This window comes from Escherichia sp. MOD1-EC5990, from assembly GCF_002965285.1.
Lineage (GTDB): Bacteria > Pseudomonadota > Gammaproteobacteria > Enterobacterales > Enterobacteriaceae > Escherichia > Escherichia coli_F.
In genome coordinates this window covers 39745-62224 of record NZ_PTRV01000025.1, presented here as the reverse complement: position 1 = coordinate 62224, position 22480 = coordinate 39745, and the positions used below count along the sequence as shown (strand labels likewise).

Here is a 22480-nt window from a genome sequence, read left to right as displayed (position 1 = left end):
TTAGTCACCTAAGTATTGAATGGTGATGTGGTATTTAAATACATGCTGCTCAATGCTGATTGGGACGCGTTTGCCCTTTCGATTCAAATAGGTGATTTCTGTGACTAGTTTGCCGCTGGCGTTACGCAGTTCGCGTTTGTCACCGTTGTCGCGAAGCGTCCATCCAGCGGGGAGTTGCGGCTGCCAGGCGCTAATCGGCCAGTGGCTGAGCATTACGTCAGCCAGCACCTGACTTGCTGGCGGCAACTGTGGCACGACGATGGATTGCTCGGCGCGTAGCCCTTGCGCATCGTAGGTCACCAGAAACAGACGAATGCCGACTGATGACAGTCCGGCAAGGGTGATTTTCTGGTCGTCGGCATTAAGCATCACCAACAGCGACTGGGTTTTGCCGTTGAAGCTGCCAGTCAACAGTTGTTGGGAATTGACGGCGGGCGATATCCCCGGTGCAGGCAGCGTGATGCGTGTGCCAGGTTGCAGCCACGCCTGCGGGCGTCCTTCCTGTTCCGGTTGCGAGTGGCTACAGCCGGTGAGGATAAGCGTAGCGGTCAGGGCGAATGCCCGCCAAAAGGTGGGTTTGATCATTTTTTTGTTCTCTTTTTATCGGGCATAGCCAGCGGCGAAAGCAGGAAGGCGGTGAAAATACCGCTCACCAGCACAATGCCAAAACTGCTGATGGCCTGAGTGGCACTGAATACCAGCATTCCCAGCGTTAGCAAGGTGGTGAGCATTGCCAGCGTGATCGCCAGTAGGGAAGTTAACGGTGTACCGCGTGGATTACTGAAAAACAGCGTGTAGTTGATGCCGATGCCAAGCACCAGCACCAGCGCCAGCAGCGAAAAGAGATTCACCGCCTGCCCGCTCATCGCCAGCACTGCCAGACCGCAGCCCAGCGAAAGCACCGAAGGCACCAGACTGATAAGCCCTTTGCGCCAGCCGAGGCGGGCCACTGCGCCGCAGGCAATCACTGCCAGCGCCACCAGCAACAAACCGGTTAAGATGTAGCGGTAAAGTGCGAACAATTCATCAAAAGTGTTTTTGCGATCAACCCAGGCAATGCCCTGGTAATAGCTGGCTGTTTCCTGCAACAACGCGCTACTTTTAACCCCTTCAACCGGCACCAGTACGCCGCTTGTGCCGTTTTCCAGCGTCAGCCACAGCAGACGCCAGCCTTCACTGGCGGGGCTTGCCAGCCATTCATCGACCTTCACTGGCATGGCGTTGAGATCTGGTTTCAGCGCCGTCAGTCCGGCATTTTGCAGCGCTTTTGTTACCGTCGGGGCAGCCGTTTTCAGCAGATGTAAATCTTCCTCCTGCCGCGCCAGGGAGTTCAGCGGGATAGTGCGGTAGTTGCTGATAAGACCGTCTTTTTTCGCATTCTCCAGCGAGGCGGTAAATGTCTCCAGCCGCCGCAATGTTTGCTGTGGGGAATCGCCGTAAACCACAAACCATTTTTGATCGACGCTTTGTCCGGTCAGGGCGGTAATGGCTTTTTCCTGCGCCAGAATATGCTGCGGCAGTGCCTGTAACTGCGAGATATCGTCATCGACGCGCAGCATTGACATCCCCGCCAGCGAAAACAGCGCCAGCGCGACGGGCAGACCCCGCGACAGTTTTTTATTACGCCGCCACGCAGCCAGCCAGCGCAGCATCAGTGCCATCGCCGGAACCGGACGCACCGGCAGGCCACGGCACAGCCACGGATGCCAGAACAGAACGGTCAGACAGGAGGCGCTCAACCCGACGGCGGCAAAAATCGCCATCTGGCGAATGCCGGGGAAGGGGGCGAGCATCATAATCAGATACGCCGCCACGGTGGTGAGCAGCGCCAGTAGCAAGGCATTGCGCACTTTCGCCAGGCTTTGCCACGGCGAAACGTCATTGCCGTGCACCATCCGTTCAGTGAGGTAATAGAGCGTGTAGTCAGCGGAAATGCCGATAACGCTCATGCTCATCACCAGCGTCATCAGGTGTAATTCACCGAAAATCAACAAGGTGGCGACCGTTCCCGCCAGCGCGCCAATGCCGATGGAAATCACGCAAAGCAGCAACGGGCGTAAAGAGCGGAACACCGCCACAATCAGTAATATCACCCCCAGCAGCGTTGCCACGCCCAGGGTTGAGATATCCTGCTTCGCCTGTTGACTGGCGTAATCGCTGTAAAACACCGTGCCGCGCGAGAGCAACTGCGCCTGCGGGTAACGCGTTTTCAGATCCTTTTCCAGCGTATTCAGGGTGGTGATGAGCTGGTGGGTTTGCTGCATATCAAACGACGATCCCGCCAGTTCTCCGTGCAGCAGATACCAGTAGTTGCCCTGGGGATCCTGTGTCACCAGCCAGCCGTCCATCAGCCGCAAACGCTGGCCATTTTTCGCCATCGCCAGCTGCGAGCCGCGCATTAACATCAGCGGATCATTTTGCAGCTCCTTACCGCTTACCCCGGAGAACGCAGAATAAAGCTGGGAGAGGATCCACTGCGCCTGCGCTTCGCCGCCGTTTTGCAGGCGCGTGCGGGTGTCGGGGTCAATCAGGCCGTTGCGATGCTGCCAGAAAAACGCTCCCCACGCTTGCTGGCTGGCGGCAGCCATTGGCCCTTTAACGTCGCCGAGCGCAGCGGATTTTTGCAGCAGCGTCAGCCATTCCTGAGCCACACTGGGATTAGCCTCTTTACCGGGGCTGACCAGCCACACCAGTTGGCGGTCCAGACGCTGCATAAAGCCGTCATTCAGCGCCGGGGGAATATCGCCCATCGCCTGTTTGGGTAACATAGCCAGCACGCTACTGTTCAGTCGTGATTGCGGCAGCAGGATCAGCAACGCCGCCGCCATGACCAGGCAGATGATCCCCCATAACAGCGCCGGGCGTTTACTGGGCGGCAAAACGTTGGCGTTCGTCATCGGTCAGTTGCGCTGGCGTCAGTTGATGTTGGGTAAGAGCGATATCGGTGCGATCGCCCTGTTTATCATTAAGCTGAATGCTCTCCAGATAGGTTTGCCCGGCGAGATCGATGGTATTGAAAATTTTATCCAGCGGCGTGGTGGTCGGCGTCAGGCGCAGCGTCCAGCGGCCTTCGCCTTTGTCAGCAAATTCGACGCGGAAGTTTTGTTCCAGCACTTTGCGATCGGCCTGGAACAGCGCGCGCAGCAGGTGGTTAAACTGGAACATCTGCGGGTTATTTTCTGCCGTGATGATTTGTGGCGGCTGACCGTTGATCACCTGCACCATGCGTTTATCGTCCAGCAATAGCTGCATGGGAAATGGTGAGGTTTGATCCCACAATAACCCCTGGTCGCGGGCGATCAACATCTGGCCCTGAGATCGCAGCGGCTGCGGCAGATCTTTAATCGTCCGGGTTTGATCAAAATGGGCGCGGATTACCGGCTGTTCGGTAAAGCGTTGCTGAAGATCGTCCAGGGTCAGGGCGCTCACAAACGGGCTAATCAGCAGCGCCAGCAGCGGTAAAAATTTCATGGTTTGACTCCCATGCGTTCAAACAGAATATCGGGGCTGACAAAGCACAGTTCGCGGCTTTGCTCGTCGACCGCGACCTGAATGGTGTATCCGGTGGTGGCGCGTTTGCCCGTTTCGGCATCGAAAATCTGATAGCCAATTCGCAGGCGGTTTTCGAACTCTTCGATATGCGCACGCACGCGGATGCGTTGCTCAAAGGTGAGGGCGTGGCGATATTTCACCCGCGCATCGACCACTGGCCACAAATAACCCGACTCTTTCATCTGCCGATAGCCGTAATTGAACTGGTTGAGCAGCGCCTCGCGGGCCACTTCAAAGTAGCGAAAATAGTTACCGTGCCAGGCCACGCCCATCATATCGACGTCGTGAAATGGAATGATCAGCTCGACTTCAGCGGTAAATCGGGGATCGTTAAGCACCCTTTACTCCTTGTCCTGGACTTCCGGCAGTTGCCAGAAATCGAAAAAATTAAACCAGTCGAGGGGCGACTGGAGCGCGTGATGTTCCAGACGCGCGGCGTAATGATCGATAGCGTTTTGCAGCGCCTGCTGGCGTTCGCCACGCGGCAACAGCAGCGGGTCGGCAAAGGTTTCGCAGTGAATATGCAGCTTGCCGTGCTGGCGCAGGGCGAAAATCAGATTCACCGGGCAGCGCAAAATAGAGGCGAGAATAAACGGCCCCTGTGGGAAGGGCGCAGGCTGGCCCATAAACGGACTCCAGCAGACGCGCCAGTCGCCGCCGCGTTGCGGGTTGACAGCGATACGGTCACCGACAATCGCCACCCATTCGCCGTTATCCAGCTTCTCTTTCAGCAGGATGGCGGTTTCCGGGCCGATATCTGTTACCGGCATCAGGTTAATGCCTGCCTGAGGAGCCATCTCCTGCATTATCTGTTTAAAGCGTTGGGCGTTTTTGCTAAACACCAGCGCGTTAATGGTTTTGTAGCCCTGAATTTTTGCCAGCGCCCGGCACACTTCCACATCGCCAAGATGCGATGCCAGCAGCAATTTGCCTCGCGGATCGCTGACGTTAAGTGCCGCTTCTGCGCCTGGTGCAAACAGCACATCACGCCCGAGTTGTAGCTCGCCGCGCCAGCTGGCGATTTTGTCGAGCATGGCGTTGCCGAAACGTAGAAAGTGCTGATAGCTGTTGAGTTTTGCTGCCTGTGGTTGATGCTGGCGCACACGGGTGAGCCAGTCTTGCGACGCTTTGCGCGCCCGGCTGGCGGTGAGCCAGTAGACGCCCACCACCGGGTAAAGCAGCGCGGTAAACGCCGTTCTTCCCAGCAGGCGCCAGACCAGCAGCATCAGGCGCATTCCCCATAATCCTTTCACTTCGCTCTGCCGCGCCCAGTGGCTGGAAGAGTGGCGCATCAGCAGCGAAGGAATACGCGGCAACATGCCGAAAAACAGGCGCGTGTGCATGAGCGAGATGCGGACGTTATCTTTCAGGGCATCAAAGTGCGAAAGCCCGTCCAGCGGATAGGTGACGCGGGTCGGCACGAAATAACTGGTATTTCCCTGCCAGTAGAGGCGCACCATCACTTCGGTGTCGAAATCCATCCGCTTGCCGATGGTGGCGTGTTTTGCCAGTTGCAGCGTTGGCGCAACCGGATAAACGCGAAAGCCGCACATGCTGTCTTTCAGTTGCAGGGAGAGCGTTTCGATCCACACCCAGACGTGGGTGACCCAGCGCCCGTACAGCCGTGAGCGGGGGATGGAGTCATCGTAAATTGGCTGGCCGGAGATCAGTGCCGCAGGGTGTTGTTCAGCGAGTGCCAGCAGTTTGGGGATATCTTCAATCGCGTGCTGACCGTCAGCATCCACCTGTACCGCATGGCTGAACCCCGCGTCTGCCGCTGCCTGTAAGCCGCGCATTACCGCCGCGCCTTTGCCTGCGTTTTCTGCCAGGCGAATTAATGTCACGCCAGGCTGTTCGGCAACCAGATTATCCAGTTGCTGTTGCGTGGCGGCATCGCTGCCGTCATCCACCACAATACAGGGCAGATTAAATGGCTTAAGACGCGCCAGCACGCCCGGCATCATTGCGCCGTGGTTGTAGCAGGGGATCAACACGCAGGGAGAAAAGTTTACCGACATAGGCGGATCTTCCCGCTACTGGCGGTGTGGCGGGCGTCACCGTCGTGACGCTGATAACTAAAGCTCAGAGTCTGGCGTTCTTCCTGCCAGCTAAGCGTGAGTGTGACGCGGTTATCCGGCAGCAATGGGGCCTGGAATTTGATGTTCTGAATGGAGTGAAAACGCCAACCGGGCGCGAGCAGGGCAAGCGCGTAACTCATCGCCCAGTCGATTTGTGCCACGCCGGGGAGTAATGGTTGTACGGCAAAATGACCGCGAAACCAGAACAGATCTGCCCTGAGATGCAAAACAATCTCAAGGTGATTCACTTGTGCCTGATGGCGCTCGATTTCATGGGGCTTCATGAAATAACTCCTGTAATTGCGCATAGACACGCTTGTTCATACTGTTTACTGGCATTTCATCAATAACGCGCCAGTAACGCGGAATAGCAACTGGCTCCAGCGTCGGGCGCAGTAATCGCCGCCAGGCCATTTCCTGGCTGTGCCCGCCGCCGTTTTGCCATTGCAGGCGAGCTTCGTCATCCAGCACCAGCAAAACGCCAATACTCTGACGCCCGCCGCGCGTAACGGGAACTGCCGCCGCCTCGTGAATACCGTCCAGCGCCAGCAGACGTTGTTCTACTTCCTGGAGTGAAATGCGTTTTTCTTCAATCTTAACGATGCGTCCGCGACGCCCCATCAGATGGAACTGGCCGTCTTCGCTAAACTGCAAGATATCGTCGAGTAACAGGCCGCTATCTTCCTCCATCAGAGGTGAAAAGAGACGAAAGGCATCATCTTCGGCCTGGAACTGCATACCTGGAAAGGGCCGCCAGCGGCGTTGCTCTTGTTCGCGGTAACGCCAGGCGATGACGCCGGTTTCCGTGCTGCCGTAGATTTCATCAGGCCAGACGCGCAGCCAGCTCGCGGTATATTGTACGTCCTGCCACGGCAGCTCACCGCCAGCAGAGAGAAGCACCTGAACGGGCGGCGGAGAAAGCTGGGTATCCAGCCGTTTCAAAAATGCCGGGCTGCTGATGAAGATATAGCGATGCTGGTGACTCAATGCGGCAAACTGTTCGACATACCAGAGCATGGCGGCGTGCAGCGGTAATCCCAGCGCCATTGGCAGGAAAACGCGAAAAGTCAGGCCGTACAAATGCTGCGGCAATACGGAACCGACGACACGACATCCGGCAAGACGTGCGCCTAATCGTTCAGCCAGCAGTTCTGCTTCACGGTCCAACAAACGAACAGGTTTAATCACCCGCTTCGGCTGCCCTGTGGAACCAGAGGTAAACAGCTCGATATAAGCGTCTGGCACTATAGCGGCAAAGGTGAATGATTGTGTCGCGACTTGTGGGGAGCTTGCTACCAACAGCAATGAACCTTGCCAGTTAAGTTCGCTGTCGCTAAGCACACCATCGAACAGTTCACGTTGCTCGTTAAGCTGGATGACGCGGTTATGCCCCGGAAGCACCGGTGTTTTTCCGGCGTGTAGCGTGGCGAGCAGGGCAACGATAAACAGATAGCAGTCCTCAAAGCACAGCGCCCAGCGTTCACCTGGTTGTTGCTGTAAACGGCAGATAAGTTGCGAGACATCGTGACGCAAATCGCCCAGCGTCCAGGTGCTTTCGTCCAGCCACGCAATGGGCGTGTCATCAGAGCGTGGCGCAGTCAGCCAGCGTGCAAGCGGTAAGGTCTGCTTCATGAGCGATCTCTTTTCATCACCTGACGGCGCACCAGCCATTCACCAGCCATTAACGTCCCCATCAACAAATAAGCAATCATGCCGTTCCAGGCAGTCCATAACGACATATCGCCATGCAGCGCGGTAAAGAGGGCAATTCCGCCGTTGATGATGAAAAAGCCGCACCAGATTTGCGTGACGTGGCGGGTATAGCGCACGCCCTTTTCCGGGAGGTCTGGCTCCTGCAAACGCGCCAGCCGCTCAACAATTGGCATTGCCGACCACAGCGAACCGCCAAAAACCGCCAGCATTACCGCGTTAACCACTACCGGGTAAAACAGCAGTAGCTGGTGCGTTTTCAACAGAAAGCTGGCAACACACAAGGCGATACCCACAACAGCGACGATTTGTGTGACGGCTTGTAGCGGCCCGGCCTGGCAACGAGTCTGGCGCAGGCGCAATAAAAGCAGCAGCGCCATCAGCGGCAACAGCCAGTGCAGGCCGTTATGTGCCAAACCAAGCCAAATCACAAACGGCCAGGCGAGCAGCAATAATCCAGTCAGCAGTTTAATAATCGGTAGCGAGCGAATGCCCGACATCAGATCAGGCTTCTTGTAGCAGGCGTTCTACGGCCTCTACGACATCCTGGACTGTACGCACTGCTTTAAACTCTTCCGGCTTGATTTTCTTACCGGTTTTCTTTTGCAGGTGCACAATCATGTCAACGGCGTCGATGCTGTCCAGCTCCAAATCTTCGTACAGGCGCGCTTCAGGTTTGATGTCCTGCGGATCGATTTCAAACAGCTTAACCAGCAGAGCTGAGACTTCCTGATAGACGGTTTGTTGTTCTGTCATGATGGCTTTCCTCAGGCACGTTGTGCAGCAATAAAAGAGGCCAGAGTGGCGACAGAGAAAAAGTGCTGACGCATCTCTTCACTTTCCGCAGAAAGTACAACGCCATATTCATTTTTCACTGCCAGCCCCAGTTCCAGGGCATCGATAGAGTCCAGCCCTAAACCGTCGCCAAACAGTGGCGCGTCGGTATCGATATCATCAGGAGCCAACTCGTCCAGATTGAGGGTGCTGATGATGAGATTTTTAATTTCCAGATAAAGCGCTTGCATTATTTATTCCTGAGAGAGGTAAACAACCTTGTCGTAATTGAAGCAAAAGATGCCGGTTTAACTGCCTTGCTGCCAGCGCCGGTTCTTGTGAAGTTGCATCGTAAAATTTATTGATTTCAACCCGACCATGGACTTCAACCGTAAAAAGTGGCCTGGCAGGTGGAACGTCATACCATTTACTTTGTTTATCCAGCAGATGCTCGCTACAGCCGATCGTCACGATGCGTAAATCGCTGGCGCAGCGCACGGCAATATTCGCCGCACCGCGCTGTAACGTCATTTTTTCACCAGGCTTCGTCCGCGTGCCTTCGGGGAAAATCAAGATAGTGTCGCCCTGTGCCAGTCGCTGTTGGCAACGGGGTAAGAGAGTTTCAGCTTCGCTGTTGATTAAATAATCTGCCGCCCGCACGACGCCGCCAAGAAAAGGATTTTTTAACAGCGCGCTTTTTACCAGGCAGTCAGTTTCTGGCATGACTGATGCCAGTAGTACGTAATCGATAAGCGTAGGATGATTGGCTACGACGAGGCAACCGCGTTCCTGACGTAAAATTTCAGCCCCATCAATCCGATAATCCAGCACGCCAAGCCCTTTTGCGACTGTTAAAAACAGACGAAAACTGGCGGCAATGCTGCGACGCGCCAAACGACGGCGGCGGGAAGTATCCCACACCAAAACTAACAATACGTTAAACCACACCACAGAGAGCAGTAGTCCGCCGAGGCCAAACAGGGCAAAACACAACCCGGTCATAACCAGTCGCCATGTCCATTCCAGGCGTGACATCAGATTACTCATCCACGGCTCCAGCGCCACTGTACGCGCTCGCCAGGAAGTGAAAAAGTATCTGAATTTTGTAAATAGTGCTGTAAAAACAACATGCTTTGCGGCAGTGTTGTTTCATTGCCCGCAATGGCTGGCTGTGTTTCACATTGCCACTCATCGCCAGCTTCAATCACCAGCGCAACAGCATATGGCCAGGTCGGCATTTCTGCTGGGAGCTGCGGATGATAGAACTCAGGTAGAAAGCCATCAAAATCGACCATCAACACACGCTGGTATCCCGCTTGTAGCAGGCTAAGCACTTCACTCAAACCTTGCTGGAAAGTGTCGCGACCAGCCGAAAGCGATGACGAAACGATCGGCTGTTTGGCCGCAATGGTCAGGTTACCCACGGAAGAGTTGTGTACTGAAAGTGCAAAGTCGGTGGGGGAAAGCGCCTGTTCAGTTGCCAGTGCATGAACAATGCGGTAATTGCGCTCCAGTTCGCCATGACGACTGGTATACAAAACGGCGTCTGGCTGATGGCGGCGTAGCATTGCCAGGCCGCATTCAACAGCCAGTTTGCTGCCTGAACTGAGGCGGCGGGCGGTCATCATTGGCAGTTCACTTAATTTTGCCAACGGCGCGGCAGGGTCAATCGCCCACGGCTGGCGCGACCATGCTTGCCATTGCTGCGCTTCGCTAAGTCCAGGCGCCAGTGCCTGCCAGTCGGTAATATTTAATGTAAATTTCATCAACGCGCGCCCGCGGTAAACCAAAATTATTAAGTGACGATTATTTCTTTTGGCATATCAAAAGAGTATGCCCAACGCCTAAATTATCGTGGCGCTCTGCTACCTGAAATCCTGCTTTATTCAGATAGTCGTAAAATTTCTCTGCACTATAGAAACGGCTGTTACCGTTTGCCATGCAGGTGAAATAAAGTGAGGACGCGTTCAGGCTAAATGATGCTGCTTCAAACCGCTGCGCATCCCAGAACAACTCCATGATGCAAACTTTTGCGCCAGGCTTCATTACGCTGGCGATTTTGCTGAGTATGCTAATTATTTGTTCGGGTGAAAAACAGTCTAAAAATTGGCTCATCCACCAGATATCAGCCTCGCCCGGTAATGGGGCATCGCTTAGCATATCCACCGCATGGAAATCTATGCGATCAGAAAAACCTGCATTCGCGATATTTTCTTTCGCTAGTACGATTTGTTGTGGCAGATCTAATAACGTCACGGCGATGTTTTCATTGTATTTGCAGCAACGCAAAGCCCACTTACCCGTATTGCCGCCTACATCGTACAATGTTGTGGGGTTGTTGGCGAATACATAAGGCAGTGCGGCGTTAAATGCGCCATCTGAATAGTAATGATCAAACGCAAACCAGCTTTCACGAGCGGCATCTGGTAATTGTGAAAGTGCGGGATATATCGTCGACCAGTCGCCAAATACTTTTAACCCGGACGGTTTTCCTTCATTGAGTGAATCGGCGAGGAAGAAGAGCCCCTGATAGCAGACATCCTGGGTGAAATCCATATTCACGCGAGTCATAGTGTCATGCAGGAGGTAATGACCGATTTTCGCCAGGTAATACATTCCCTCTTTACAGGTAATAATTCGCCCGCTTAAGCCCATATCTAACAGAACGCTGGCCGCATATTCGTTGATATGGCTATGTTCGGTGATATCAGCCAGCGTTGCGCCATGTTTGCCTTGCCGATCCAGATATGAAAGTACACCCGCATTACGTAGGCAGAGAGCTGTTTGAAAAAGCATGGGGGCAAAGGCAATGCGTTGAGCTTCGGTAATCGCATCCAGTGCGCTAAGAGAATCCTGTTCGTACATGTTGGGCACAACCTGTTAAGAGGGAATTAAATTATTATCGGACCGAAGCGGCCCGACTTTAGGGGAAATTACAAATCTGCGCCAGCCGACAAATTCAGTTGAATATCTTTGTCGAGATTGCGGACCCAGCGATTATAGTTTTTATGAATTTGTCCGCCTGATGCTTGCAGGTTCTGACTATTTTCATAATTGATATCGTAGCTGGATGCCGTGTAGTTAATGCGAATTTCGGCTGAATGATCGCGTGACTGTTGACGTGCTTTAATTACGCCTTGTCCGGCTTCGGACATAATCCATTTGCGTTCAACGCCAGCTTTCAGAATCGCTTTTTTCACTTGTTCCGGGGTATGACCAGCACTGACGGTTGAGTGAACCTGATCAATTGGCGCAGTACGCGCGCAACCCGCTAAAGCACCCACAACAGCAATAGCCGCAAACCATTTCATGTAATGTCTCATTAGAATCCCATTAAAGTATTGTTTTTACGAGTAAAGCAAGATTTAACTGTAATTGCTGGCATCACTATTCTTTATTTAGCGAAAAAATTACTTGTGAGATAAGTCAGTAAGTGCACATCAGAGTAAAAATTTCTGAAATGACTAAATTACTGCCAGCGGGGACCAACTATAAGTGAGTGAGAAAAATGAGGCAATAAAAATAACAGATTGTTATCAGTGCATTCTTTGAGAGGGATTTAATCGCTATTCGGCGTTTATATATATTTGACTTAAGGAATGGTTTTTATAAATTAATTGTCTGAATAATGTTTCTTCATTTCCTCAAATCAAATGGCCACTGTTAGATAAACGGTGGCCATTGCCTGCTCAGGAGGTGCTATTAACCTGGTAACCGACTTTTCGGTCTGCCCGGCCCCAGTAAGATCGCCAGTTTGCTACCGCCTTTGGTGGTTTCCATCCAGATTTTACACACGCTGGTTAATGGTACCGAAAGTAGCATTCCAACCGGGCCGAGCAGCCATCCCCAAATCAACAATGAAAGAAATACCACCATGGTGGACATCCCCAGGCGATGGCCCATCATCCGCGGTTCTAAAATATTGCCGATGACCATATGGACAACTAAAAACAATGCGCCGACCAGAATACATTCGTAAACGCCATTAAACAGCAGCACCTGAATCATTGGCGGTACGGCGGAAATTACCGCGCCGATATTGGGGACGTAGTTAAGCAAAAACGCCAGTACCGCCCACATCAGCGCAAACTGTACACCCATAAGTTCCAGCCCCAGCCAGACGATAATGCCTGTCCATAAACTTAGCAGTGTCTTCAATGCAAGATAGTGCGAAACACCTTTTAAGGCGCGGTGTAGTCCGGCGATGTGAATCTGTGGATTATTCAACGCAAAACGCATTTTGTAAGGGACGTGGCGCACTTCAAACAGCATGAAAACTACGGTCATCACCAGCAAAAGCACGCTCGCCATTGCCCCGGAAAGCCCGGTCATTAGCGCCGTGGTGAAGGTAACCACTTTTTCCGAGTCCATCCGCTGCAGCATTCGCTCCGGCGACATATGCAAATTAAGAAAAGGCAACATCTCCTGCAATTTAAAAAGCTTGCGCGTCAGCTCCTTATTAAACTTCGGCAGCATAGAGATAAATTCGTTAAACGAAGCTGCCAGTACACCGACCAGTGCGGTAAGTGCGATCAGCATCACCACCACCACAATCGTAATTGCAACGGGGCGTTGTACTCCGCGACGAATAAACCAGGTGACGAGCGGGTTGAGGACGATGGCAAAAAACAGCGCCAGTAACAGTTGCACAATGATATCTGCCGCTGCGTGAATGCCCGCGAGGATTACTACCAGCGAGGCCAGTTTAAGCAGAATGTGCATGCCCGTTTTATCGGGTTGAGGGGTTTCCATTGGGGCTTCCTTGTGACTTTTTGTATTAAGTGTAGCGGGAGTCACGCCAGCAATATTCTGATTCTTACTGCTGATTTTCACGTCAGCACGTGGTAAAAATGAAACACTGTTGTAAAAATGTGGTGATCCTCATGCCCGAACCCGTAGCCGAACCCGCGCTAAACGGATTGCGCCTGAATTTGCGCATTGTCTCCATTGTCATGTTTAACTTCGCCAGCTACCTCACCATCGGGTTGCCGCTCGCTGTATTACCGGGCTATGTCCATGATGTGATGGGCTTTAGCGCTTTCTGGGCAGGATTGGTTATCAGCCTGCAATATTTCGCCACCTTGCTGAGCCGCCCTCATGCCGGACGTTACGCCGATTTGCTGGGACCCAAAAAGATTGTCGTCTTCGGTTTATGCGGCTGCTTTTTAAGCGGTTTGGGGTATCTGACGGCAGGATTAACCGCCAGTCTGCCCGTCATCAGCCTGTTATTACTTTGCCTGGGACGTGTGATTCTCGGCATTGGGCAAAGTTTTGCCGGAACAGGGTCGACACTGTGGGGCGTTGGCGTGGTTGGTTCGCTGCATATCGGGCGGGTGATTTCGTGGAACGGCATTGTCACTTACGGGGCGATGGCGATGGGTGCGCCGTTAGGTGTCGTGTTTTATCACTGGGGCGGCTTGCAGGCGTTAGCGTTAATCATTATGGGTGTGGCGCTGGTGGCCATTTTGTTAGCGATCCCGCGTCCGACGGTAAAAGCCAGTAAAGGCAAACCACTGCCGTTTCGCGCGGTGCTTGGGCGCGTCTGGTTATACGGCATGGCGCTGGCGTTGGCTTCTGCCGGATTTGGCGTTATCGCCACCTTTATCACATTGTTTTATGACGCTAAAGGCTGGGACGGTGCGGCTTTTGCGCTGACGCTGTTTAGCTGTGCATTTGTTGGAACGCGATTGTTATTCCCTAACGGCATAAATCGTATCGGCGGCTTAAATGTGGCGATGATTTGCTTTAGCGTTGAGATAATCGGCCTGCTACTGGTTGGCGTGGCGACTATGCCGTGGATGGCGAAAATCGGCGTCTTACTCGCGGGGGCGGGGTTTTCGCTGGTGTTCCCGGCATTGGGCGTAGTGGCGGTAAAAGCAGTGCCGCAGCAGAATCAGGGGGCGGCGCTGGCAACTTACACCGTATTTATGGATTTATCGCTTGGCGTGACCGGACCACTGGCTGGGCTGGTGATGAGTTGGGCGGGCGTCCCGGTGATTTATCTGGCGGCGGCGGGACTGGTCGCAATCGCGTTATTACTGACGTGGCGATTAAAAAAACGGCCTCCGGTGGAAGTACCTGAGGCCATCTCATCATCTTAAAACTTACTGAATAACCAGCGTATTAATGATGTTTTCTGCGGTGGTCTGTGCTTTTTGCTGATCGTCAGCTGGCAGCGTAATTTGCATGGTCAGCAGTTGATTACCCACGTTACCCAGAATAACGGAAGAGTACGCCGTCTGGCCTTTCGCGGAGATAATGCTGTCTAACTGCTGCATTTTGTGACCTTTCAGCTCAATGGCTTTGTTGGTCACTACTTGCAGCTGTGGATCGCGGCTACGTTGCTGATCTTCCAGGCGCTTCGCCAGCACCGCCAGATCTTCTTTCGGATCATCGCCCATGATGACGATGACTGCTTTTTGCCCGGTGGCGTCGGACCAGACATGCATGTTATTAGCCTGCGTTCCCAGCTTACCGCTCTGGTCGGTCATATCCGCTGGCAGCGAGAAACTTAACTTGCCATCAAGCAGGTTGACGGGATTCCCGGTAGCGTTACTTTCCGCGACCGAACCCTGCGCCGTAGCGTTAGTGTCTTTATCATCACAGGCCGCAAGCCCCATAACCAGCAGGCCAATTCCGACATATTTAACCAGATTGCGCATTGACTTCTTCCTTTCGATAAACGGCCATAACGGCTCATTCATCCATCTTATCACAACTCTGATAACGAACCTTTAACTCGCCTGCAAAGCGTTGATTTCGGATTTATCTGCCAGTCTTTTCAACAGCATATTGAGTAATACGCCATACATTGGCAGGAAGAAAACGATACTGATTAACACTTTGAAACAGTAATCGACCAGCGCGATTTCCATCCAGTGTTCAGCCATAAAGGCATCTGGGCTGCGCCAGAAGGCAATGAAGAAGAAGGCCAGCGTGTCGCTGACGTTACCAAACAGGGTGGAAGCCGTCGGTGCCAGCCACCAGCGACGACTCTGACGCAGGCGGTTAAAAACGTGCACGTCGAGGATTTGCCCCAGCGCGTAGGCCATGAAACTGGCGGTGGCGATACGGGCGACAAACAGGTTGAAGTGGGCGAGCGCGCCGAATCCCTGCCAGGAACCCATATAGAACAGCGACGAGATGACGTAGGAGATCAGTAACGCCGGGATCATCACCGCAAAGATGATACGACGGGCCAGCGGTGCGCCAAAAATACGCACAGTCAGGTCGGTAGCAAGGAAAATAAACGGAAAGCTAAACGCGCCCCAGGTGGTATGGAAACCAAAAATGGATACGGGAAGCTGAACCAGATAGTTACTGGAGGTGATCACCAACAGATGAAATAACGATAACCAGAACAACGCTTTATAGCGTTGAGTTTGCGAGAAAACGTTCATATTGTACCTTTTTGATTAACCATTGGGGTGAGGGAACCCAATACGTACGACACGTCTGTTACCTTAACATAATAACGTGCTGACCCTTTTTTCGAGCCGCCGCATGATACTGCTTTACGTTGACAATGCAATGGTTAATTTTCGCGCAATCGTTAACCTGGTTTGCTTACGGACTCACAGGGCGTAAACTAGCGCCGTTTTTTATGTGATGAGAAGAAAATGACCGATCTCTTTTCCAGCCCTGACCACACACTCGACGCACTTGGCCTGCGCTGCCCGGAACCCGTGATGATGGTGCGCAAAACTGTGCGCAATATGCAACCTGGCGAAACGTTGCTGATTATTGCTGATGATCCGGCGACGACACGCGATATTCCTGGGTTTTGTACCTTTATGGAACACGAACTGGTTGCTAAAGAAACGGATGGACTGCCTTATCGTTATTTGATTCGTAAATCGGGGTAAGGTGGATCAGGCTAGCGGACCGATCGCGCTCAATTTTGCGGCTTGCAACCGGTTTGTAGGACGGATAAAACGTTCAAGCTGCATCTGGCGATACGGTGCGCAATGCCTGATGCGACGCTGTCGCGTCTTATCATGCCTACGAGTTCAATGCCCTGTGTAGGCCAGATAAGGCGTTTACGCCGCATCCGGCACGCAAACGTAATGGAATGCACAAATGGATTATTTAATTCCAGTTTGTCTGGTATTGCTGGGATTGCTCGCGATCTTCACCCCCAATTGGCTGATCCCTGTTTTTATCGTCGTGGGGGGATGGCTGGGGGTACTTGCCTGGGGTTGGCTCTGGCTAATGATTTTTTTACCTTTACTTAACGGTGTCGGGCTTGCTTATGCCCTGTGGTTGATGTTCAAAAGGCCATCCATAGCATCCCGCCTGGTTGCTGCATGCTGTGTTATCTCCGTCATTCTGATGTTAGCGCTTTATTATGCTTTCCTGACTATGCCGCCGTTCCCGCCTCAGCACTAAGCCTGATAGCCAGAGGCTATCAGGCAACACTTTTACTTCCTGCGCAACAATCTTAACGCATTCGCTGTCACCAGCACCGTCGCACCCGTATCTGCCAGCACCGCCAGCCATAGTCCGGTCATCCCTAACAGCGTTGTGACGAGGAAGATCCCTTTCAGCCCCAGCGCAATGGTGATGTTCTGGCGGATATTGGCGTGAGTGGCGCGTGCCAGTTCAATCATCTGCACCAGGCCGCGCAGGTGGTTATGGGTTAATGCAGCGTCGGCGGTTTCCAGCGCCACATCTGTGCCACTGCCCATTGCAATCCCTATGGCGGCAGCTTTCATGGCGGGCGCGTCGTTAATACCGTCACCGACCATCGCCAGAGGCGCATGTTGATTCAGCTCGGTCACCGCTTTGACTTTATCTTCTGGTAATAGGCCCGCTTTAAATTTCAGCCCCAGTTCACCGGCGATTGCCGCCGCTGCGCGTGGATTATCGCCAGTGAGGATCACTCCTTTGACGCCCAGGGCGCTCAGTTCGCTGATGGCAGTTGCGGCGTCGGCGCGCAGGGTATCCTGCAATGCAATGACACCCAGCACTTCATCGTTACGCACCACCAGTACTACCGTTTGCCCGGCGCTTTCCAGTTCGTTAATTAAACCAGCAAATGCAACAGCCGGATGTTTTCCGGCAGCGCATATCAACACGCGCTCACCGTTAATCAGTGCTTCAATACCAGACCCGACCAGCGCCCGCTGTGATTCGGCGGCGGGAATGGCGAGTTCAGCAACCTGTGCTTCGCGTACGATGGCTTGCGCCAGTGGATGCGTCGCGCCTTGCTCGACCGCCGCTGCCAGTGTCAGCAGTTCAGATTCACTAATACCCGTTGCCGGATGAATCGCGGTAACGCGCGGTTTACCGACGGTCAGCGTGCCGGTTTTATCAAACGCCACCTGGGTAACACGACCTAGTTGTTCCAGCGCCGCACCGCCTTTAATCAACGCCCCATGACGCGCTGCTGCCGCCAGCCCGGAGGTGATCGCCGCAGGTGTTGAGATCACCAGCGCACACGGGCAGCCAATCAGCAGCAGCGTCAGCCCTTTATAAATCCACTCCTGCCAGCTTGCGGCAAACAGCAGCGGTGGCACCAGCGTCACCAGCAGGGCGACGGCCATAATCGCTGGCGTGTAAATACGGCTGAAACGGTCGATAAACCGCTCAATGGGCGCGCGGCGCTCTTCGGCTTCTTCGATCAGTTTCAGAATCCGGTCAATGGCGCTGGCACCCGGTTCTGACAGCACTTCCAGCGTTACCAGACGGTCTACGCTGGTGGCGCCTGCAGGAACTTTATCACCCGTCGCGCGCTCCACCGGAATGGATTCGCCGGTCAGGGCGCTTTCATCAAAACTGGCAAAGGGCGAGAGCAGTTTACCGTCGGCAGGTAAACGCCCACCTGCCGCAACTTCGATAACATCGCCCGGACGCAGGCTGTTAATTGCTACCTCTTCACGCTTGCCATTACGCAGGCGCGTGGCGGTTTCCGGTTTCAGCGCCATTAACGCGCTGACCCCTTGACGCGCGCGGCTGGCGGCCCAGCCTTCCAGTCGTTCACCAATCAAAAACAGCAGCAACACCATCGCAGCTTCAGCCGTTGCGCCAATAAACAGCGCACCAATAGCGGCTACGCTCATTAAGGTTTCAATAGCGAAGTAGCTGCCGGATTTGATCAGCCGTAATGCCTGACGAGCAATCGGGTACAGCCCAACCAGCGTGGTCGCGATAAACGCCAGTTGACCGAACGGATGATTAAACTGCTCCAGACCCCAGCTGATTGCCATCAACACGATTAGCGTAATCAGCGGCAGATTCTCTTTCAGGCGTGATGCTTGCGGTTCTACGGCTGCCTGTTCATCGCGCAGGGAATAGCCCGCTTTTTGCACCGCAGATTCAACTTGTGCACGGATGTCATTGTCGGCATCAACCACCAGTTTTTCGGTGGCGAACAGCACCTGCACCTGATTCACGCCTGCAAGCTGGCGCACGGCATTTTCTACCTTGCGCGCGCAGGCGGCGCAGTCCATGCCGCTGACTTTCCAGCTATAGCGGGTGCCGGAGACGTTTTCAGAGAGCGTTGGCGTGCTGGAACATGCGCCGTCGCAGCAACAGTCGTTGACGTTCTGTACCGTGGTTAGCGGTTTGAACGCAGAAAATTGAGGGGCTTTCTTGCCGTGATTGTCAGGAGTCGACATGGCATCCTCCGGTTAAGTTTTTTCTCATTAACCGAAGGATACACTCTGGAGTCGACTCCAGAGTCAAGTTTTATCAGAGATACAGCGAGCGGACGATGAGGAAATGTCCGGCAAAGTAGCAGGCCGCAGCAATCGCGTTGTCCGCACGGAAGCGTCGGCGATAGTGACTACCCAGCCAGACAAAGTTACTTATAAACAGCAACGAAGCGCCGACAAACGCAGAGAGCGCCGGAGCGGTCGGACGGAAGAACCACAGTTCACCTGCCAGCCACACCATCACCAGCGTCATGCCGATAAACGTGCAGATAGGCCAACGATACTCTTCCAGACGCGTCCAGATAATCGCCAGTAACAGCGCACCCAGCACCAGCAACACCAGCGGCAAAGGCCAGAAGAAAGAGAGCGTCATCTGGCTGGCGAAATAGATGGTGTACAACAGGTGCGAGAGGAAAAACGCGCCGATGGCGTACATCAGACGTTGACGTGGCAACAGGGTTAGCGCATCGCCCAGCAGTGAGGCGCACAGTCCCGCCAGCACCAGATAGCTAATGGCGTCGAACATCGGCGCTTGCCAGGCCAGCAACAGCAGGAGAAGAAGGGTTAATGGTTTAAATACCCAGCGTTGCCAGGTTGGCCCACGATACGATGCATCCACAGATAGCCATGCGGAAAGACAGACAGCGATAAACGACCAAAGCATCTTAGTTCCTTGAATTCGTTATTTTTTCGTAAGCGGAATGCCTACGGTCTTGCTTCCAGTTTAGTGGCGAGGGTGGACGGATGACAACACCATAACTGGCAGGGTATGCTTATTTCCGCATTTTCCGATGAGGGATAAAGATGAGCAAACCACCTCTTTTCTTTATTGTTATCATTGGCTTAATTATCGTCGCCGCATCGTTTCGTTTTATGCAACAGCGACGGGAAAAAGCTGATAATGATATAGCGCCACTCCAGCAAAAGTTGGTGGTGGTGAGCAATAAGCGGGAAAAACCGATTAACGATCGCCGTTCGCGCCAGCAGGAAGTGACACCGGCTGGTACCAGCATGCGCTATGAGGCGAGCTTCAAACCGCAAAGCGGAGGAATGGAACAGACGTTTCGCCTCGACGCCCAGCAGTACCATGCCCTGACAGTGGGCGATAAAGGTACGCTGAGCTATAAAGGAACGCGCTTTGTCAGCTTTGTCAGCAAACAATAAGGTTATTTTTTAACGTTAAATTTCTTCTGCCAGACCAGCAATTCAAACACGCCGAAAAGGAAAATCCGCACCTTTTCGGCGGTGGTCATCTGCGGGCCATCTTTCGGCAAAGTGGATTTCAATAGCGCCAGCTGCATACCATGCATCAGCACGGTAAAAATCAGCGCCACGTTAACGAAAATATTCAGCGGACGCGGGAAGGGATGCACCAGGTTGAGGATTAAAAATCCCCAAACGCAGAGCATTAACAAACGTCCAATATTAATCAACATCACTTTCTCCTTGTGCTTCGCGTTGATACAGGCGGTAAGCCACCTGACCTGCCACTTTTTCCCGATGTAATGACCAGTTCGCCGGAACAGTGGGCAGACCGTTTTCGACTTCGCTTTCGACATAAATCAGGGCTTCGTCAGCCAGCCAGCCGTTATCTTCCAGTAAATTTATCGTCTCTTCTAACAAGCCACGGCGGAACGGTGGATCGACAAACACGATATTATGCGGTGTGCCTTTTTGCGCCAGGAATGACATCGCGTTGCTGTTCACCACGCGTGCATTGCCTGCTTTTAGTGTCGCCAGATTCTTAATTAACTGTTGAGAAACCGCGCGATCCATCTCAATCAACGTGGCCCCCGCAGCGTAGCGCGATAACGCTTCCAGCCCCAGCGCGCCGCTCCCGGCGAAGCAATCCAGACATTGGGCGTCAACAATGACCGGAGCCAGCCAGTTAAACAACGTTTCGCGTACGCGGTCGGTGGTGGGGCGCAGGCCTGGGCTATCAGGAACCGGGAGTTTACGGCCTCGCCACTGCCCGCCAATAATGCGGATTTGGCCGCTGCCGGAATGATTCGGTTTTTTCATGATAAATTGCTCAATCCGCCAGATAACACATACTTGCAGGCGGTGATGTGAATTAAGTTAAGTGATAGACTATTTCATCATTTTTTTAGCTGCTATGTACATAGCGTTAACGCTGTGCCATGAAGCAACAGCGAGGAGTGTAGTCGCAAATGGCGAAAGAAAAAAAACGTGGCTTTTTTTCCTGGCTGGGCTTTGGTCAAAAAGAGCAGACCCCGGAAAAAGAGACAGAAGTCCAGAACGAACAACCGGTTGTAGAAGAAATCGTTCCGGCGCAAGAGCCTGCGAAGGCTTCTGAACAAGCCGTTGAAGAGCAGCCGCAGGCGTATACTGATGCCGAGGCGGAAACTTTTGCTGCCGAAGTTGTGGAAGTCACTGAACAGGTTGCTGAAAGTGAAAAAGCGCAGCCTGAAGCTGTTGCTGAACCGGAAGTTATTACTGAGCCGGAAACGATAGTTGAAGAAACGCCAGCGTCAGTCATTGAACCTGAAGTTACGCCAGAGCCTGTGGCTATCGAGCGTGAAGAGCTGCCGTTGCCGGAAGACGTCAAAGCCGAAGAGGTTTCGCCAGAAGAGTGGCAGGCCGAAGCGGAAACCGTAGAGATTGTCGAAGCGGCGGAAGAAGAAGCGGCTAAAGACGAAATCACCGACGAAGAGCTGGAAGCACAGGCGCTGGCTGCCGAAGCGGCAGAAGAGGCGATGATGGTGGTTCCTCCGGCAGAAGAAGAGCAGCCGGTGGAAGAAATCGCTCAGGAGCAGGAAAAACCGACCAAAGAAGGTTTCTTCGCGCGCCTGAAACGCAGCCTGTTAAAAACCAAAGAAAACCTCGGTTCCGGATTTATCAGCCTGTTCCGCGGTAAAAAAATCGACGATGATCTGTTTGAAGAATTGGAAGAGCAATTGCTCATCGCCGATGTGGGCGTGGAAACCACGCGTAAAATTATCACCAATCTGACAGAAGGTGCGACCCGCAAGCAGCTACGTGATGCCGAGGCGCTCTATGGCCTGCTGAAAGAAGAGATGGGCGAGATTCTGGCGAAAGTCGATGAACCGCTGAACGTTGAAGGTAAAACGCCGTTCGTGATCCTGATGGTGGGCGTCAACGGTGTGGGTAAAACCACGACGATTGGTAAGCTGGCGCGTCAGTTTGAGCAGCAGGGTAAATCAGTGATGCTGGCGGCGGGCGATACTTTCCGTGCAGCAGCGGTTGAACAGCTTCAGGTCTGGGGTCAGCGTAATAATATTCCGGTGATTGCCCAGCATACCGGTGCGGATTCCGCTTCTGTTATCTTCGACGCCATTCAGGCCGCTAAAGCGCGTAACATCGACGTTTTGATTGCCGATACCGCCGGACGCCTGCAGAACAAATCGCACTTGATGGAAGAGTTGAAGAAAATCGTCCGCGTGATGAAGAAACTCGACGTTGAAGCTCCGCATGAAGTTATGCTGACTATCGACGCCAGTACCGGGCAGAATGCAGTAAGCCAGGCCAAACTGTTCCACGAAGCCGTTGGCTTAACCGGCATCACGCTAACGAAACTGGACGGCACGGCGAAAGGCGGGGTAATTTTCTCGGTGGCTGACCAGTTTGGTATCCCTATCCGCTACATTGGTGTCGGCGAACGTATTGAGGATTTGCGTCCGTTTAAAGCGGACGACTTTATAGAGGCACTTTTTGCCCGAGAGGATTAAC

26 protein-coding genes are annotated in these 22480 nt (G+C 53.3%); 5 read left to right on the top strand and 21 right to left on the bottom strand.

The features are described 5' to 3' along the window. The 15 genes from BEB42_RS21900 to BEB42_RS21830 all read right to left on the bottom strand — a co-directional run bounded on the left by BEB42_RS21900 (window position 1) and on the right by BEB42_RS21830 (window position 12866). A complete protein-coding gene (locus tag BEB42_RS21900) occupies window positions 1-585 on the bottom strand; it encodes a DUF3261 domain-containing protein (RefSeq protein ID WP_000595148.1) in 585 nt (194 codons plus the stop codon). Continuing rightward, window positions 582-2897: an MMPL family transporter gene (locus tag BEB42_RS21895; RefSeq protein ID WP_000180180.1), complete on the bottom strand. Its 2316-nt coding sequence runs from the start codon at window positions 2895-2897 to the stop codon at window positions 582-584. Before BEB42_RS21895 ends, BEB42_RS21900 begins: the two co-directional genes overlap by 4 nt. Then, window positions 2866-3471 carry a LolA family protein gene (locus BEB42_RS21890; RefSeq protein WP_000670564.1) on the bottom strand — a complete coding sequence of 202 codons (606 nt, stop codon included), beginning with the start codon at window positions 3469-3471 and terminating at the stop codon, window positions 2866-2868. The genes BEB42_RS21895 and BEB42_RS21890 overlap by 32 nt, the downstream gene beginning before the upstream one ends. Further along, complete coding sequence (locus BEB42_RS21885; protein ID WP_000930889.1) at window positions 3468-3890, bottom strand: acyl-CoA thioesterase; 423 nt, start codon at window positions 3888-3890, stop codon at window positions 3468-3470. Before BEB42_RS21885 ends, BEB42_RS21890 begins: the two co-directional genes overlap by 4 nt. 3 nt (window positions 3891-3893) lie before the next feature. After that, the gene (locus tag BEB42_RS21880; RefSeq protein ID WP_000115626.1) at window positions 3894-5570 is read right to left on the bottom strand and encodes a glycosyltransferase family 2 protein; all 1677 of its coding nucleotides are present in this window, start codon (window positions 5568-5570) and stop codon (window positions 3894-3896) included. Next, window positions 5561-5914: an ApeI family dehydratase gene (locus BEB42_RS21875; protein ID WP_001353615.1), complete on the bottom strand. Its 354-nt coding sequence runs from the start codon at window positions 5912-5914 to the stop codon at window positions 5561-5563. The genes BEB42_RS21880 and BEB42_RS21875 overlap by 10 nt, the downstream gene beginning before the upstream one ends. Beyond that, window positions 5901-7262, bottom strand: coding sequence for an AMP-binding protein (locus BEB42_RS21870; protein ID WP_000815062.1), 1362 nt, complete (start codon window positions 7260-7262; stop codon window positions 5901-5903). The genes BEB42_RS21875 and BEB42_RS21870 overlap by 14 nt, the downstream gene beginning before the upstream one ends. After that, window positions 7259-7840, bottom strand: a complete 582-nt coding sequence (locus tag BEB42_RS21865) for a hypothetical protein (RefSeq protein WP_000014364.1) — start codon at window positions 7838-7840, stop codon at window positions 7259-7261. Before BEB42_RS21865 ends, BEB42_RS21870 begins: the two co-directional genes overlap by 4 nt. Window positions 7841-7844: 4 nt before the next feature. Beyond that, complete coding sequence (locus tag BEB42_RS21860) at window positions 7845-8096, bottom strand: acyl carrier protein (RefSeq protein WP_000139646.1); 252 nt, start codon at window positions 8094-8096, stop codon at window positions 7845-7847. Window positions 8097-8107: 11 nt separating this feature from the next. After that, a complete protein-coding gene (locus BEB42_RS21855) occupies window positions 8108-8365 on the bottom strand; it encodes a phosphopantetheine-binding protein (RefSeq protein WP_001148681.1) in 258 nt (85 codons plus the stop codon). Further along, window positions 8340-9161: a lysophospholipid acyltransferase family protein gene (locus tag BEB42_RS21850; RefSeq protein ID WP_001353616.1), complete on the bottom strand. Its 822-nt coding sequence runs from the start codon at window positions 9159-9161 to the stop codon at window positions 8340-8342. The genes BEB42_RS21855 and BEB42_RS21850 overlap by 26 nt, the downstream gene beginning before the upstream one ends. Next, window positions 9158-9880, bottom strand: coding sequence for a beta-ketoacyl synthase chain length factor (locus BEB42_RS21845; protein WP_001353617.1), 723 nt, complete (start codon window positions 9878-9880; stop codon window positions 9158-9160). Before BEB42_RS21845 ends, BEB42_RS21850 begins: the two co-directional genes overlap by 4 nt. Before the next feature lie 40 nt (window positions 9881-9920). Next, the gene (locus BEB42_RS21840) at window positions 9921-10979 is read right to left on the bottom strand and encodes a methyltransferase (protein ID WP_000273198.1); all 1059 of its coding nucleotides are present in this window, start codon (window positions 10977-10979) and stop codon (window positions 9921-9923) included. 68 nt (window positions 10980-11047) lie between these two features. Next, complete coding sequence (locus BEB42_RS21835) at window positions 11048-11425, bottom strand: hypothetical protein (RefSeq protein ID WP_001353618.1); 378 nt, start codon at window positions 11423-11425, stop codon at window positions 11048-11050. A 391-nt stretch (window positions 11426-11816) separates the two neighbouring features. Further along, entirely contained in the window at window positions 11817-12866 is a 1050-nt protein-coding gene (locus BEB42_RS21830; protein ID WP_001353619.1) for an AI-2E family transporter, read from the bottom strand. A 98-nt stretch (window positions 12867-12964) separates the two neighbouring features. Between BEB42_RS21830 and BEB42_RS21825 the strand changes: the two genes are divergently transcribed. Then, entirely contained in the window at window positions 12965-14215 is a 1251-nt protein-coding gene (locus BEB42_RS21825) for an MFS transporter (RefSeq protein WP_001322923.1), read from the top strand. Window positions 14216-14218: 3 nt separating this feature from the next. Here BEB42_RS21825 and dcrB read toward each other — a convergent pair whose 3' ends face one another. Beyond that, the gene (gene dcrB / locus BEB42_RS21820) at window positions 14219-14776 is read right to left on the bottom strand and encodes a phage sensitivity protein DcrB (protein WP_001245295.1); all 558 of its coding nucleotides are present in this window, start codon (window positions 14774-14776) and stop codon (window positions 14219-14221) included. A 72-nt stretch (window positions 14777-14848) separates the two neighbouring features. Then, window positions 14849-15514 carry a 7-cyano-7-deazaguanine/7-aminomethyl-7-deazaguanine transporter gene (locus BEB42_RS21815; protein ID WP_001100467.1) on the bottom strand — a complete coding sequence of 222 codons (666 nt, stop codon included), beginning with the start codon at window positions 15512-15514 and terminating at the stop codon, window positions 14849-14851. A gap of 219 nt (window positions 15515-15733) precedes the next feature. Between BEB42_RS21815 and tusA the strand changes: the two genes are divergently transcribed. Beyond that, entirely contained in the window at window positions 15734-15979 is a 246-nt protein-coding gene (gene tusA / locus BEB42_RS21810) for a sulfurtransferase TusA (RefSeq protein ID WP_000130623.1), read from the top strand. 214 nt (window positions 15980-16193) lie between these two features. Continuing rightward, the gene (locus tag BEB42_RS21805) at window positions 16194-16502 is read left to right on the top strand and encodes a hypothetical protein (protein WP_000385061.1); all 309 of its coding nucleotides are present in this window, start codon (window positions 16194-16196) and stop codon (window positions 16500-16502) included. Window positions 16503-16534: 32 nt separating this feature from the next. Here the strand turns inward: BEB42_RS21805 and zntA are convergent, their stop codons facing one another. Continuing rightward, the gene (zntA, locus tag BEB42_RS21800) at window positions 16535-18733 is read right to left on the bottom strand and encodes a Zn(II)/Cd(II)/Pb(II) translocating P-type ATPase ZntA (RefSeq protein WP_000106609.1); all 2199 of its coding nucleotides are present in this window, start codon (window positions 18731-18733) and stop codon (window positions 16535-16537) included. Window positions 18734-18806: 73 nt separating this feature from the next. After that, complete coding sequence (locus BEB42_RS21795) at window positions 18807-19433, bottom strand: lysoplasmalogenase (protein WP_000964718.1); 627 nt, start codon at window positions 19431-19433, stop codon at window positions 18807-18809. A 140-nt stretch (window positions 19434-19573) separates the two neighbouring features. Here BEB42_RS21795 and BEB42_RS21790 point away from each other — a divergent pair, with 140 nt between their 5' ends. After that, on the top strand, window positions 19574-19933 hold the full coding sequence (locus BEB42_RS21790; RefSeq protein WP_000042870.1) for a DUF2500 domain-containing protein: 360 nt from the start codon (window positions 19574-19576) through the stop codon (window positions 19931-19933). Between the two features lie 2 nt (window positions 19934-19935). On the opposite strand, the gene BEB42_RS21785 is transcribed toward BEB42_RS21790, so the two are convergent. Together BEB42_RS21785 and rsmD are read right to left on the bottom strand one after the other, a co-directional pair. Continuing rightward, window positions 19936-20205, bottom strand: a complete 270-nt coding sequence (locus BEB42_RS21785; RefSeq protein ID WP_001353621.1) for a DUF1145 family protein — start codon at window positions 20203-20205, stop codon at window positions 19936-19938. After that, window positions 20195-20791 (bottom strand): 16S rRNA (guanine(966)-N(2))-methyltransferase, encoded by a 597-nt coding sequence (gene rsmD, locus BEB42_RS21780; protein ID WP_000743195.1) that lies wholly within the window; start codon window positions 20789-20791, stop codon window positions 20195-20197. The genes BEB42_RS21785 and rsmD overlap by 11 nt, the downstream gene beginning before the upstream one ends. 149 nt (window positions 20792-20940) lie before the next feature. Here rsmD and ftsY point away from each other — a divergent pair, with 149 nt between their 5' ends. Further along, a complete protein-coding gene (gene ftsY / locus BEB42_RS21775) occupies window positions 20941-22479 on the top strand; it encodes a signal recognition particle-docking protein FtsY (RefSeq protein ID WP_001040622.1) in 1539 nt (512 codons plus the stop codon). The last annotated feature ends 1 nt before the right edge of the window (window position 22480 follow it).